This window comes from Micromonospora sp. CV4, from assembly GCF_003667455.1.
Lineage (GTDB): Bacteria > Actinomycetota > Actinomycetes > Mycobacteriales > Micromonosporaceae > Micromonospora.
This window is the reverse complement of the sequence record NZ_RCVI01000374.1, coordinates 1-14,035: the sequence shown is the minus strand read 5'-3', so window position 1 is coordinate 14,035 and position 14,035 is coordinate 1. Positions and strand designations below refer to the sequence as shown.

At 73.1% G+C, this 14,035-nt stretch carries 11 protein-coding genes; 4 read left to right on the top strand and 7 right to left on the bottom strand.

The features are described from left to right. From EAD98_RS26405 to eccCa, 6 genes are all read right to left on the bottom strand, one after another. The coding region (locus EAD98_RS26405) for a WXG100 family type VII secretion target (RefSeq protein WP_368666173.1) at positions 1–1,018 on the bottom strand (1,018 nt) is incomplete at its 3' end. 17 nt (positions 1,019–1,035) lie between these two features. Next, positions 1,036–1,599: a WXG100 family type VII secretion target gene (locus tag EAD98_RS26400; protein WP_121656683.1), complete on the bottom strand. Its 564-nt coding sequence runs from the start codon at positions 1,597–1,599 to the stop codon at positions 1,036–1,038. 37 nt (positions 1,600–1,636) lie between these two features. Beyond that, complete coding sequence (locus EAD98_RS31075; protein ID WP_158609842.1) at positions 1,637–3,121, bottom strand: S8 family serine peptidase; 1,485 nt, start codon at positions 3,119–3,121, stop codon at positions 1,637–1,639. Positions 3,122–3,273: 152 nt separating this feature from the next. Further along, on the bottom strand, positions 3,274–3,552 hold the full coding sequence (locus EAD98_RS26385) for a WXG100 family type VII secretion target (protein WP_074316323.1): 279 nt from the start codon (positions 3,550–3,552) through the stop codon (positions 3,274–3,276). A 25-nt stretch (positions 3,553–3,577) separates the two neighbouring features. After that, the gene (locus EAD98_RS26380) at positions 3,578–3,886 is read right to left on the bottom strand and encodes a WXG100 family type VII secretion target (protein WP_074316322.1); all 309 of its coding nucleotides are present in this window, start codon (positions 3,884–3,886) and stop codon (positions 3,578–3,580) included. Between the two features lie 344 nt (positions 3,887–4,230). Continuing rightward, positions 4,231–8,193 (bottom strand): type VII secretion protein EccCa, encoded by a 3,963-nt coding sequence (eccCa, locus tag EAD98_RS26375; RefSeq protein ID WP_121656682.1) that lies wholly within the window; start codon positions 8,191–8,193, stop codon positions 4,231–4,233. Between the two features lie 169 nt (positions 8,194–8,362). Between eccCa and eccD the strand changes: the two genes are divergently transcribed. Beyond that, a complete protein-coding gene (eccD, locus tag EAD98_RS26370; RefSeq protein WP_121656681.1) occupies positions 8,363–9,760 on the top strand; it encodes a type VII secretion integral membrane protein EccD in 1,398 nt (465 codons plus the stop codon). A 50-nt stretch (positions 9,761–9,810) separates the two neighbouring features. On the opposite strand, the gene EAD98_RS26365 is transcribed toward eccD, so the two are convergent. Then, a complete protein-coding gene (locus EAD98_RS26365) occupies positions 9,811–10,998 on the bottom strand; it encodes a type VII secretion protein EccE (protein ID WP_121656680.1) in 1,188 nt (395 codons plus the stop codon). 162 nt (positions 10,999–11,160) lie between these two features. Here EAD98_RS26365 and eccB point away from each other — a divergent pair, with 162 nt between their 5' ends. The 3 genes from eccB to EAD98_RS26350 all read left to right on the top strand — a co-directional run. Further along, positions 11,161–12,654 carry a type VII secretion protein EccB gene (gene eccB, locus EAD98_RS26360; protein ID WP_121656679.1) on the top strand — a complete coding sequence of 498 codons (1,494 nt, stop codon included), beginning with the start codon at positions 11,161–11,163 and terminating at the stop codon, positions 12,652–12,654. Between the two features lie 120 nt (positions 12,655–12,774). Further along, on the top strand, positions 12,775–13,143 hold the full coding sequence (locus EAD98_RS26355; RefSeq protein WP_121656678.1) for a hypothetical protein: 369 nt from the start codon (positions 12,775–12,777) through the stop codon (positions 13,141–13,143). Further along, on the top strand, positions 13,136–14,035 hold a 900-nt coding region (locus EAD98_RS26350; RefSeq protein WP_147457492.1), incomplete at its 3' end, for a WXG100 family type VII secretion target. The genes EAD98_RS26355 and EAD98_RS26350, both read left to right, overlap by 8 nt.

Here is a 14,035-nt window from a genome sequence, read left to right as displayed (position 1 = left end):
TGTTGGGGGAGACCGCCCGGCCGAGTGCGCCGCCACCCGCGAGAACGCCGGCACCAGCGCCGCCGCCGCTCAAGCCGCCGCCGCCGCTGCCGAGCCCACCGGCGCCGCCCAGGCCGGAGGAGCCCAGGCCACCGCCCCCCAGACCGGAGCCGAGACCCGGTGTGCCACCGCCGCCGGCACCCGCGAGGCCGCTGCTGTAGTCGTCCTCCAGACCGCCGGTGCCCGGCACCCCACCGGTGCCGGGGTAGCCGCCACCCGAACCGGTGTCGTACCCGCCGGAGAGGTCGGGGTGCGTGCCGGAGCCGCCGGGCAGGTTGCCGGTGTCCGGCATGCCGTTGGCGTCGATCGAGGGCTTGGCGCCCAGGTCGCCGACGGACGGTTTGCCGCCGATGTCCGGTACGCTGCCGATCCCGCCACCGCCGCCGCCACCGTTGTCCAGCTTCGGAATCTCGGTCTTCGGTGTCTTGTTCTCGAAGCCGCTCGCATCACCCGGGGTGCCCGGGGCGATGTTCTGGTAGTCGCCACTGACCCGCTGGTAGACGCCCGCCGCCTCCTCGGACCGGTCGTTGATCCAGTCGGCGACCGCGGTCACCGGATCCAACCAGCCGAGGAAGTCCGGGGCCACCTTGGCCTCGAAGAAGCCCACGCTGAGGGTCAGCTTGGCGTTCCGCGCCTCCAGCACGTCGTTGACGCAGGTCGCCGGCACCGGGAAGTCCCGCTGGGCGGCGGTGAGCTTCTCCGCGGCGCTCTTGAGCGACTGGACGATGCCAGTGCCCTTCTCGGCGTCCGCCACGATGTTGCCGGTGTCCTTGGCGATCTGCTCGACGTGACCCTTGAACGCCTCGTACGCCGGGCCCTTCCAGACCGTGCCCAGGTCCTTGATGTTGGTGTCGAGACTCTGCTTGACGTTGTTGAGATTCTTGATCAGCTGTTCCCAGCCAAGGGCGGCGCTCTCCACGTCACCCGGTCGGCCGTCGATGACGACCTTCTGGCACATCTCTTCCCAGCTCAGGCCCATCTGCCGTCCTCCCCGTTCTAGCGACCGTCGCCGTTGCCGGCCACGTCGCCGAAGACCCGCTGCATGTCGGCGGCGGACATCGCGTTGGCATGCTCCGCCGTCTCGTAGTTCTCCTTGACCTGACGCAGTGCCTCCGCCGCGTCGTACAGGCTCTGGGAGAGCCGCCGGACGCCGCTCTCGGTGCCCTGGTAGAGGCCCTGATGCTTGGCGGCCAACCGGCTGGCCCAGTCGAAGCCACCGAGCGGGCTCGCCTGGCCGGGCGCCCCGGCCGCGGCGCCAGCGGCGGCGCCACCCATCAGGTCCTGGATGTCGACCATGTCGTAGGAGAGCTTGTTCAGGTACGCCGCATGGGTCTCCAGCCAGTTGATGGCCGAGTCCAGGCTGGTGGCGTCCCACTCGGTCTTGACACCGGCCTCGCCGGGCGCGGTGACCAGCCCCTTCGGTGTCGCGGCGTGGTTGACGTTGTCGATCTCGAAGCCGGTCACGGCCAGACCCGGCGTCGGCACCGCGCCCATCGGAACCGGGATGTAGATGTTGTCTGTCTCGAACCGTTCCGGCTGCTTGGTCGTGTCGTCCGTCATCGGTCCCCTCCCCGAAAACCTGACTGGTGGTCCGCGCTCACTGCTGCTGTGGGCCGGATGGCGGTGGAGCCTGCCCCGGGCCGGCACCCGGCCAACCGGGGCCGCCCGACGGCGGCGCCGGCGCGGCCGGAGCCGGCGGGTAGCCCGGCGCAGGTTGACCGGCCGGCGGGTAGCCCGGCGCGGGTTGACCGGCCGGTGGATAGCCCGGCGTGGCCTGAGCCGGCGGATAGCCCGGCGGCGGATACCCCGGCGCCGGCTGGCCCGGCGGCGGACCGTAGCCCGGGCCGGAGTATTGAGGTGGGGCCTGACCCGCTGGCGTCGGCCACCCGGGCGGACCCGAGGGCCAACCGGGCGGCGGCCCCGGTTGGCCGGGAAGCGGGCCGCCGACAGCCGCCGGCGCGCGCCGCTTACGCCGCCCCAGAACCACCAGCAGAATGACCAGCGCGACAATCGGCACAGCCAGGCAGAGCACCACCTGAACGATGGCGCCGGCCCTGTTGCTGACTCCGAACTCGACCGCCGGGCCGTCGTCGTCGCCGGGCCGGGCGGCACCGCCGGGCCCGTTCGGGTCGGCCGCCGCGCCTTCCAGCAGCGGATTGGCCGTCACCGCCGGCACCGAGCGGGTCAGCGCGGCGAGCGGGTCGACGGCGCCGAAGCCGAACTGCGGGTCCCGACCGGCCGGCCCGGCATCGCGAGCGGTCTTGACCAGCCGGTTGATGACGTTGGCCGCGTCGAGGTTCGGATACTTCGCCCGAACCAGCGCCGCCACCCCGGAGAGGATGGCGGCCGCCGAGCTGGTGCCGCTGGCCACCGTGTAGCCGTTCGGCGAGACCGCCTTGGGCGCCGGCCCGATGATGCTCTCCATGGGTGCGGCGAGCACGATCTCCGGGCCCTGCACCGAGCCTGCGAAGAAGCCACCGCGCTTGTCCAGCCCCGAGACGGCGACCACGCCGGGGATATTGGCCGGAAGGGTGACCTGACGGTCGCCCTCCTCGACGTTTCCGGCGGAGACGACCACCACCGCGTCCTTGCCCAACGCGTACTTGACGGCGTCCGTCAGGTCCGGGTCGGGCCGAGCCGGGTCGCCACCGTAGGAGATGTTGATGACGTCGGCGCCCGCGTCCGCCGCCCAGCGGATCGCGAGGACCATGTCGATGCCGGCCGCACGGGGCCCCATGGAGACCGGGAGGATCTTCGCGGCCGGGGCGATGCCCAACTCCCGCGTCGCGCTCCCGCCACGGCCGGCGATGATGCCGGCCATCGAGGTGCCGTGCCCAGACTCCGCGTCGTCGTCGCGCCGCCCGTCCGGAGCGGCGGCAGCGTTCACGCCGTGACCCGACAGCACCTGACCATGCAGGTCAGGGTGCGACGGGTCCACACCGGAGTCGATGACGGCGACCACCACGCCCTTGCCCTTGGTGATCTTGTGGGCCTGGGGGATCTTCAGCGAGTCGAGATACCACTGCAGGCCACGGACCGTGTCGGCGGCCTGGGCGGGTGCCGGGGCCACGGCAGAGGCCATCGCGGCACACAACGCCAGCACGGCCGCGGCGGTGACCCGCGCCGAACGGTAAGACTTCCCCGTACCCATCGCTCTCCCAGAACCTGTGTCGACGCCAACGCAATGCGGCTCCGGTCCGGTCGAACCGGACCGGAGCCGCACCGGTGATTGTCTCAGCCCCACACCTTGGCGTTGCTCATCTCGGTGGAGACGTAGTTCTCGCGGGCGATGCCGACGGCGCCGCCGATCTCGTTCAGGATCCGGTTGATGTCCCGGACCGACGAGTCCCACTTCGCCTGGTGCTGCTCGTAGGCGGCCCGGTCCTCGCCGTCCCACTGGAGCTTGGACAGCATCGACCGCAGCGTGTCCAGCTTCTCGTCGATGGTCTTCGAGATGGCCTGCATCTGCTGGTTGCTGCTCTCGAGGACCGCGTAGTCAACTTTGATCGTCACGATTTCCTCCTCTGCTAACTACGGATCACGGGTTGAGAGCAGAGTGGAACTTGTCCAGCATCTGCTGCTGCTCTTCGTCGTTGACCTGGTGCGTCGTACCCGACTTGTCGAGCAGGTCAGCGATGCTGTCCATCGCCGTCAGCAGGTTGACGGTGTCCTCGTTCCAACGCTGCATGAGCGACTGGAAACCAGTGGACGCCTGACCCTTCCACGCCATGGCCAGGTCGTCGACTACGTTCCACAGCTTCTTCAGCTCGCCGTCGACCTCGCTGCGCGTGGACCGCACGTCACTCGCGGCGGTATGCAGAGTCGCAGCTTCGACCTCGAACGCCATGCTTCACACCCTTCCGTCATGTTGTGGCGGCGGCTTTGCCGCGCCCCTCCCCCGCGGCAAGGCAGCAACACCCCACCGACGGACACTCCAGTGAAGACCGTAGCGGAACCGGTCCAGCCCGCGCAGCCCTGACCGGCCGCGTTCGATGGATAGTGGTGAATCGGGTCACGCCACCAGGAGCACGGCGGGACCTGACTCCCCACGCTGACCACCAGCAACGCGGCCGTGGCGGCCCGACCGGACGGGAATCCGACACGGCCGCGATCCACCCATCACGAGCCGGCGACGCCGGCGAACCACTCCGCTGGCGTGGACCGGACCGACCCGGCCCGAACCGACCCTCGTCAGGACGGCTCGGACCAGGCGGTCTGGATCAGCTGCTGGCCGTCCCGACGGCGGACGAGAGTGCCCCGGCCGGGTGGCTGCGGGCTCGGTCGCAACGTGCCGAAGACCGCACCCTCCTCCCGGTTGCCGGACATCAGCAGGCCGGGAGAGTCCAACTCGCGCAGCCGTTGCAGCACCGGCTCGTAGAGCGCCCGGGACACGCCGCCGACCCGACGCGTGATGATCAGGTGCAGGCCGATGTCGCGGGCCTGCGGCAGCAGCTCCTGCAGGGCGCTGAGCGGATTGCTGCCGCCGGACGCCACCAGGTCGTAGTCGTCCACCAGGATGTACAGGTCCGGGCCCTTCCACCAGCTGCGGTCCCGCAGCTGCGCGGTGGTGACGTCCGGGCCGGGCAGCCGGTTGGACAGCGCGCTGCGGATCGAACCGAGACCCTGGGCGAACGCCTGGTTGGACGGGGCGTAGTCCAGCAGGTGGTCGCCCTCCACGACGCCCAGCAGACCGCGCCGGTAGTCAGCGATCACCAGCCGGGCCTGCGCGGGCGTGTACCGCTCGGTGATGCCCCGGGCGATCAGCCGCAGCAGGTTGGTCTTGCCGCACTCGGCATCGCCGAAGACCGTCAGGTGCGGCTCGTTGGCCAGGTCCAGGTAGACCGGCGCGAGCGCCGACTCGTTGACACCGATCGGCAGGCCGGGCGCCGACCGGTCGATGATCCGGGCCAGCTCGGTCACGGGCAGCCGGCGCGGCAGCAGCCGCACCTTCGGCGCCGGCCGGCCCGGCCAGTTGGCCGCCACGTGCCCCGCCAGGGCGATCGACGCCTCGCTGAGGTCCTCGATGTCCCGGCGGCCGTCGATCCGCGAGACGGCGGTCAGGAAGTGCAGCTTGTCGCGGGTCAGACCACGACCGGGCGCCTTCTCCGGCACGTTCGTCGCCGCGCGGCGGTCGATCTCGGACTCCGACGCGTCACCCAGCCGCAGCTCCAGCTTGGTGCCGAGCAGGTCCCGCATGTTGATCCGGATCTCCGCCCAGCGCACCGCGGTGAGCACCACGTGCACACCGAAGCCGAGGCCCCGGTTGGCCAGGGTGGTGATGGTCTGCTCCAGCTCCTCGTAGTCCTGGCGCAGGGTGTTCCAGCCGTCCACCACCAGGAAGACGTCGCCGAACGGGTCGTCGGCGAACTCGCCGGCGGCCCTCCGGCGGCGGTAGCTCGCCACCGAGTCGATGCCGTGCTGGGCGAAGCGCGCCTCCCGTTCGTCCAGGACGGCCACCACCTCGGCCACCGTGCGGCGCACCGCCTCGACGTCCCGCCGGCCGGCCACCCCGGACATGTGCGGCAGCCGCTCCAGGCTGCGCAGTGCTCCACCGCCGAAGTCCAGGCAGAAGAACTGCACCTCGCGCGGGGTGTGCGTGAGCGCCAGCGAGGCGAGCAGCGAACGCAGCATCGTGCTCTTGCCGCTGAGTGAGCGGCCGACGATGACCACGTTGCCGCCGGCGCCGGCCAGCTCCACCATCATCGGATCGCGGCGCTGCTCGTACGGGCGGTCCACCACGCCGACCGGCACGGTGAGACGTCCCCGGCCCGGCCAGGACGCGGTGCACAGCCCGTACGTCGGGTCGACGGCCAACTGGCCGAGCAGCTCACCGAGGCTCGGCGGGTCGGCCAGCGGTGGCAGCCACACCTGGTGCGCCGGCCGGCCCCGGCCCTTGAGCTGGTCGATCAGCACGTCGAGCATCGCCACGGCCTTGCCGTCGGCCGGCTGCTCCGGCTCCGGCGCCGTGTCCACCGGCACCTGCGGCGCCTGCGCGGGCATGAAGTCGACGCCGTACGGCACGATCCGGCGCTGCACCAGGGCCTGCGACGCGGACGCCTGCTGCCCCGGCGCCCGGTACGGCCCCGACACGTACGCGGCCCGGAACCGCAGCATCGTGCTGGTGTCCGTCTTGAGGTAGCCGTGGCCCGGCGCGTTCGGCAGCTCGTACGCGTCCGGCACGCCGAGCACGATCCGGCTCTCCACGGCGGAGAAGGTGCGCAGACCGATCCGGTACGACAGGTGGGTGTCCAGGCCGCGCAGCTTGCCCTCCTCCAGGCGCTGGCTGGCCAGCAGCAGGTGCACGCCGAGCGACCGGCCCAGCCGGCCGATCATCACGAACAGGTCGATGAAGTCGGGCTTCGCGGCGAGCAGCTCACTGAACTCGTCACAGATGATCAGCAGGCTGGGCATCGGCGCCAGCGGCTCACCGGCCGCCCGGGCCTTCTCGTACTCGAAGCGGGAGACGTAGTTGCCGGCCGCCCGCAGCAGCTCCTGCCGGCGCACCATCTCGCCCGCGAGCGCGTCGCGCATCCGGTCGACCAGCGGCAGCTCGTCGGCCAGGTTGGTGATCACCGCGCTGGTGTGCGGCAACGCCTCCAGCGAGGCGAACGTCGCGCCACCCTTGAAGTCCACCAGGACGAAGTTCAGCTCCTCCGACGAGTGCGTCACCGCCAGCGCGGCCACCACCGTACGGAGCAGCTCGCTCTTGCCGGACCCGGTCGCGCCGATGACCAGGCCGTGCGGGCCCATGCCCTCGTGCGCCGACTCCTTGAAGTCCAGCTCGACCACGTTGCCGTCCGGGCCGACGCCGAGCGGGATGCGCAGCCGGTCCCGGTGACCGCGCGGACGCCAGGTCTGGTGCACGTCCACGGCGGCGGCGTCGCCCACGCCGAGCAGGTCGGGCAGCTCCATGCTGCGGGCCAGCGGCTCCTCGTTGCTGGCCTGCTGCTGGGAGAGCCGGTAGGGGGCGATCTGCCGGGCCAGCCCTTCGGCGGCCTCGGCGCTGAGCCGGTCCGGTCGACCCAGCCGCGACGACGAGCTGCCCCGGACGAGCTCCAGGTTGGTCCCGTCGCCCGCGTCGAGGCAGAGCAGCCAGCGCCCGGCGTCGCGCGGCACCGTCCCGGAGAGGTCGATCAGCGTGGCGCCGAGCAGCCCCTGACCCACCAGCTGACAGGTCGGCGCGATCTCGCCGCCGTCGACCACCACGACCACGTGCGGCGCGGTGGTCAGCGGCTTCGCCTCGGGCGCGAACCGGGGTCGCCCGGCCAGCTCCCCGGCGAGCGACTCCTCGGCCTCGGCCAGGCTGGCGAAGACCAGCCGGCGGGCGCCGGCGGCGTCCGTGCGTCCACTGTGGTGGGCGTGCGGCAGCCACTTGACCCAGTCCCAGGCCGACTGCCGGTCGGGCGCGGCGACCACCGCGATCACCAGGTCGTCCGGGGCGTGGAAGGTGGCCAGCTGGCCCAGCGCCGCCCGGGTCAGGTCGAGCACCGGCTCCCGGTCGCCGCGCAGCACCACCCGGCTGAACGCGCGCACCGACAGCGCGGTCGGCAGGTCGGGCACGGTGGAGTGTGCCCGGACGAACCGGCGCAGCGCGATGGCGCTCATCGGCTCCAGGTCCTCGACGGGCTTCGTCTCCGGCGGGACGATCTCCACCGCCAGCCGCTGCGGGCCGAGCGCGATCCGGGTCTCGCCGAAGTCGTCCTCGGTGATCCGCCGCTCCCAGAGCCGCCGGGACGAGGCGATCGACCAGAGCGCGTCGGGCTCCGGGTGCCGCCAGTCCATCGCCGCCCGCTGCTGCCCCGCCGCGCGCCGGGTGCGCTTGCGCATCTGGGCGAGGTAGCGCATGTAGTCGCGGCGATCGGCGTTGAGCTCCGCCTTGTCGTTGCCCCCGTTGCTCAGCGACCCGATCGCCATCCCGAGCATCGAGACGCCGAACAGGCCGCCGGCGACGTACGTCATCATGCCGCCGCCCCGGCCGGCGTAGAGGAAGGCCATCGCGCCGACCCCGCAGACCATCGGCAGGATCATGAGCAGCTGCCCCATCCCGCGGGGTGTCGGCTCGGGCAGCTCAGGTGGGGACTCCAGCAGCACCTCACCGCGCGGCAAGGCCGGCCCCGGCTGACGCGGGAGCCGGCGGAACACCACCGTGCTCACGGCTGTCTCCTCCCCAGAAGCGGCCTCAACGACCTGCCGTCGCGGACCGAAGTCCGCGGGTGGGCATCGTACGTGCCCGTCATCGTAGGTAATCTCCCGTGGGCGCGGTGGACCCGCACCGCGCGGCACCGCGGGCCAGCTGATCGTAGAAGGACACCAGGAGGCCACTGTGGCAACGAAGACGGCGACCGGTGGTCTGAGCCGGATCACCATCGTGGCTCCCCGTACCCGAATGGATCTGGCCCTGCCGTCGGACGTGCCGATGGCCGACCTGCTCCCCACCCTGCTCCGCTACGCCGGGGAGGACCTGGCGGACGAGGGCGTGCGGCACGGCGGGTGGGCACTGTCCCGGTTGGGCGGAGCGCCCCTGGACGGCGGGCGTACCGCCGGGCAGCTCGGCGTCCGCGACGGCGAGGTGCTCTACTTCAACCCCCGGTCCGCGGCCGCGCCGGAGGTCGTCTTCGACGACGTCGTGGACGCGGTCGCCACCGCCACCAACCAGCGCCCGGGCGCCTGGCAGGTCGGGACGACGCGGTCCTTCGCGGTGCTGTTCGCCGCGGCGGCGCTCAGCGCCGGTGCGCTGGCCGCGCTCTTCGCCGGCCCGCCGCACCTTCCCGGCGCGCTGGCCGCGCTGCTGGTCGCGGTGGCGCTGCTGGTCGGCGCGGCGGTGCTGTCCCGGGCCGCCGGTGACAGCCGGACCGGCGCCGTGCTGGCGATGGTGGGTCTGGTGCACGCCGGCATCGGCGGCCTGCTGCTGCTCGCCGGCGATCGACCGCTGACCGACCTGGCCAGCCCGCACGTCCTGCTCGCGGCCACCGCGGTGGTGGTCGCCGGGGCGGTCGCCGCGCTGGCCGTCGGCGACCGTTACCCACTCCTCTTCGCGGCGCTGGGCGTGGGTGCCGCGATCGGTCTGGGCGCGCTGCTCTGCCTGGCCTTCGGCATGGATGCGCCCGGCTCGGCGGCGGTGGTGGCGGCGATCGCGTTCGGCGTGGTGCCGGCGCTGCCGATGGTGGCCTACCGGCTGGCCCGGCTGCCGGTGCCGTCGATCCCGACGGGCCCGGAGGACCTGAAGACCGACAGCGAGTCGGTCGACGGCCGGCTTGTGCTCCAGCAGAGTGAGCGGGCCGACGAGTTCCTCACCGGTCTGCTGTGGACGGTGTCGCTGCTGGTGCTCGGCGCGCAGCTGGTGCTCGCCCTGGACGGACGCCTCCCGGCGGTGCTGCTCTGCCTGGTGCTGGCCCTGCTCTCGCTGCTGCGGGCCCGTCCGCTCCTGGGCCGGGCCCAGCGCACCCCGGTGCTGCTCACCGGCACCGTCGGGCTCGGCCTGACCGCCGCGGCGACCTTCGCGAACGGGTCGCTGCCGGTCCGGCTCGGCCTGATCCTCGGCGGGCTGCTGCTGGCCGCCGTGATCAGCCTGATCTACGGGCTGACCGTGGCCGGCAAGCCCATCTCCCCGGTCTGGGGCCGACTGCTCGACATCGTCGAGATCATGCTCATCATCGCGCTGGTTCCGCTCGCCGTCTGGGTCTGCGGCCTGTACGGCTGGATCGTCAACCTGCGGCCCTGATCGAGGGGCCGCAGGCCAGCGAGACGGACGGCTGCTCGGCGGGCGCACGGTCAGCGCGGCTGCGGACGGACCGAGCCGCCCAGCGTGGAGGCCACCGGCGCGCTGGCGTAGACGCCGGGGCCGTGCTGCCCGTCGACCGGCCGAGCCGGCGTACCGGCCCGCTGCGCGATGTCCCGGACTACCTTGACCAGCGCCTCGACGTGGTTGTCCATCGCCGCGACACGCAGCAGCGGGGCCGCCACCCGACCGTCCGGCGACACCGCCGCGGCCACCGTGTGCGACGGCGCGGAGGTTGCCGTGATCGCGTCCACCAGCGGACCGAGCGGGGCGTCCGACCGGCCCCGCAGGGCCAGGCAGCGATGCGTCCAGCCGCCGCCGCGCAGCCCCAGCCAGGTCTCCGCCGGTGGCTCCGGCACCAGGTCCAGCCCGGCGGCGGAGACCACGGCCGCGCGCAGCTCGTCGCGGCTCAGAGGCCGGTGGGCCAGCCCGGCGGCGGTCAGCGCCTTGCCCAGCCGGCCGATCCCGGCGGCCAGCGTCCGGTGTACGCCGGGCAGCCCGCCGCCCCGGCTCACCGCCTCGACCCGCGCGTCGCGGACGGTGAGCCGCAGTGCGACCCACACGGTCCGGTGCGCGGCCGGCGGCGCACCGGGCGCCGGATACCAGACCAGGGTGTGCGCGACGACCTGGGCCCGGGAGACCGGGGCGGCGAAGTCCGTGAGCACCCGCAGCGCCTGGTCCACGGTCGACGCCTCCACCGAACCGACCACCGCGCCCGTGCTGGGCTGCAACGCGACGGCCGCGAACCAGCCCTGGTCGTCCTGCCCGATGCCGAGCCGGGTGCCCCGGTCGGTCAGCTCGATGACGCTCAGCTCGGGAGCGAGCGCGGCCAGGCGCGGGTCCGACGCCGCGCCGCCGGCCAGCGCCGCCGCCGCGCGTTCGCGCCGCCGGCGCAGACGCCGACGCAGCAGCAGGTCCTCGAACCACCAGCGGCCGCCCCGGCGGGCGAACACGGCCAGGACGATCAGCGCCGCCACCGTGCCCACCGCGGCGAGCACCCAGCTGGGCCCGGCACCGGCGGCCCAGACGGCGACCGCGCACAACTCCAGCACGACGAGCTGCCCGACCAGCACCGGACCGACCCGTCCCCGGCCGGGCCGGTCGACCGGCGGCGTCGCCCGCGCCGGGACGTCGGACGGGTTCGTGGCCACTCGGGCGGGTCGCGCCTGGACCTGCGTCATCGGTGACTGTCCCTCCTGCACGGTACGGCTCCACCCCGGGTCGGTCCGGCGCCGGCCACGGGCGGTGGTCCCAAGGACCCGCCGTCGGCCCCTTATCGTAGGGAAGCCCGCGACGGCACTCCGACCCTGATCGTCGCGGATCCACCCCGCCGGAGGTAAGTCATGCGGACCCGCCGCGATCAGGTGCAGGCGTACCGCTTCGTCACCCGCCGGATCGTTTCCGCGTTGCTGTCGGGCGATCCGGAGACCACGAACCTGCCGATGCGACGGCTCGGCATGGCCGTCTTCGGCAGTGTGATCGCCGCCGCCGTGGTGCTCGGCGGGGTCGGCGCGTACGGCCAGTTGACCGGGAACACCGCGCCGCTGGAAGAGAACACGCTGGTCATCGAACGGGAGACCGGCGCGACGTACGTGTTCGTCGAGGGGCAGTTGCACCCGACGCTCAACTACACCTCGGCCCGGCTGATCCTGAACGAGGCGGATCCTGCGGTCCGCACGATGTCCCAGGCGTCGCTGCGGGACCGGCCGCGCGGCCGCACGGTCGGCATCGTCGGCGCGCCGGACGCGTTGCCGGACCGCAAGTCGCTGACCGGGCTGCCGTGGTCGGTCTGCGACGTGCCCGACCCGGCCGACCCGCGCCGCTCCACCACGCGGGTGGTCATCGACCGGGCGCTGCCCGGCGGCACCCTGCTGGGCGACCGCGCGGTGCTGGTCACCGTGGACGGTCAGCGGCACCTGCTCACCGGCAACGCCCGCCTCCAGGTGCTCGGCGGCGACCAGGCGATCGCGGCGCTGCGGATGACCGGGACGGCGGCGCTGCCGGTCGGGCAGCAGCTGCTCAACGCCGTACCGGCCGGGCCGCCGTTGCGGAAGCCGTCACTGCCGGGTCAGGGCGACCGCAGCGGGTTGAGCGTGGGCGGCAGGCCGGCGAACGTCGGTCAGGTGTTCCGGGCCGCCGGGCAGCACTACGTGCTGACCCGGGAGGGACTCGTCTCAATCTCTGAGATCACCGCCCTCCTGATGATCAGCGGCGGCGGTCAGATCACCGACATCACGCCCGATCAGGTCGGCCGGCTCTTCACCGACCGGCGGGTGGACGAGGAGGGGCTGCCGCAGACGCTGCCCACCCTGTACCCGGCCCGGACCGGGCAGACACTGCTCTGCGCGACGTACCGGGCGGGCAGCGGCGGCGGGCCGCCGACGACCACCGTCGAGGTCTTCGACCGGGCACCGGCGGAGCTGACCGCGAGCGAGCCGGGCCCGGTGCCGGTGCGGCAGACCTCCCGGGACGCGGTGCGTACGGCCGAGGCCGTGCTGCTGCCCGGCGGCAAGGGGGTGCTCGCCCAGGCTGCCCCCGGCGCCGGGACCAGCGGATCCGGCGCCGCCGGGTCGACGGTCTACCTGATCAGCCCGCAGGGCGTCCGCTACCCGCTCGGGTCGGGCGAGACGCTGGCCGTGCTCGGCTACGGCGGGGTCACCCCACTGGCGGTGCCCGGCTCGCTGCTCGCGCTGATCCCGACCGGGCCCACCCTGAGTCGGGAGGACGCGTCGACCTACTTCGCGCCCGGCGGCGCGCCGTCGGCCACGCCGGCGTCGGGTCCGACGCCATCGACCTCGACCAGCGACGCTCCGGCGACCGACGGCACGGGCGGTTGAGTGTCCACCGCATCGATCGGAGCCGACGACTGAGCGGGCCGCACGGGTCGCCCCGGATCGCACTGGTGGACTAACCTGAGGTCGCTGACGGTTGTCAACCAGAACGACGGGGATGTTGCCATGACCGGGCGTACGGAAGTCGACCTGCTGTCCCTTGAGGACTTCCACAAGCACCTGGCGGCGCGGCTGAGTCAGGCCGAGTCGGTGCTGCGCAAGCTCAACACCGAGATGCAGTGCAGTCCCCCGGCGTTGGGCTCGTTCACCGACGCCACGCACAACGCGCGCCGCTACAGCGAGGTCCACCAGTCCTATGTCGAGCAGGCCGAGCGGCTCCGGCAGGCGGTGCAGGCCGCGCAGCAGGCGACCAGCATGATCCTGACCAACTACCGCACCGCCGAGGCGCGTAACGCGGCCAACGCCACCGACATCACCGCCGCGCTGACCGGGGTCGACCGGGCGTTGCAGCCGAAGGGGGACGGGCGTGTCTGAGTACACCCAGCGCTACCAGGGCAGCAGCCACCAGCAGCTGTACGACGCCGTGATGGCCGGCAAGCCCGAGCAGATCGACGGCGTGGCCGCCCAGTGGGCCTCGCTCAAGGGCATCCTGGACGGTCTCGGCCGGGAGCTGAGCGGTGACCTCGAGAAGCTCGGCAACACGTGGACGGGCTCGGCAGGTCGGGAGTTCCAGCGGCGGCTGACGCTGATCGTCGCCCATTCCGAGGCGCTGGGCGAGGGGATGGCCGGGGTCAAGCAGGCGCTGACCATGATGGCCGGCCAGTTGCGCACCGCCCACAAGCAGGCGGAGAGCCCGGACGAGACCGACGACAACGACAAGGCGGTCTCCGGGGCGCTCAAGGGCGCCGCCTTCGGGCTGCCCGGCGCGGTCGTCGGGGGCATCATGGGCCACCAGCAGGACAAGCAAGAGCAGGAGAAGGCCCACCAGCGGATGGTGAACGTGGTGGCCGAGCTGGCCGCCGGTTACGACCTCTCCGCCTACGACCGGGTGGTCAACCCGCCGCCGCCCGACCCGGACACGCCGAAGACCACCAACGACGACACACCGACGCCCCGCAGCGTCCCGGCCACCACCACGCCGTCCGCCGCGCCCAACGCCACCCACAGCACCGCACACACCGGCGGCGCGACCATCGCGACGCCGGACGGCGTCGCCCCGCCTCCGGTCACCGGCGACGGGTCCGGCACCGGCCCGGACGGCACCGGTCCGGACGGCGCGGGCACCGGCGGCACGCCGGCCGTGGCCACCGGCCCGGGGAGCGTCGGGGGTGGCTTCACCACGTCCCTCGCCGGTGCGGATCCAGTGGTCGGCGGCGCGCTGCTCGCCGGCGGCGCCGCCGGGCTGGCCGGTCTGTCCGGGCCCACC

Bases quoted from the DNA above. Each gene is read 5' to 3' on its own strand.
- EAD98_RS26400 (WP_121656683.1), bottom strand. From the start codon at position 1,599: ATGACGGACGACACGACCAAGCAGCCGGAACGGTTCGAGACAGACAAC.
- EAD98_RS31075 (WP_158609842.1), bottom strand. From the start codon at position 3,121: ATGGCCTCTGCCGTGGCCCCGGCACCCGCCCAGGCCGCCGACACGGTC.
- EAD98_RS26380 (WP_074316322.1), bottom strand. From the start codon at position 3,886: ATGGCGTTCGAGGTCGAAGCTGCGACTCTGCATACCGCCGCGAGTGAC.
- EAD98_RS26365 (WP_121656680.1), bottom strand. From the start codon at position 10,998: ATGACGCAGGTCCAGGCGCGACCCGCCCGAGTGGCCACGAACCCGTCC.
- eccB (WP_121656679.1), top strand. From the start codon at position 11,161: ATGCGGACCCGCCGCGATCAGGTGCAGGCGTACCGCTTCGTCACCCGC.
- EAD98_RS26355 (WP_121656678.1), top strand. From the start codon at position 12,775: ATGACCGGGCGTACGGAAGTCGACCTGCTGTCCCTTGAGGACTTCCAC.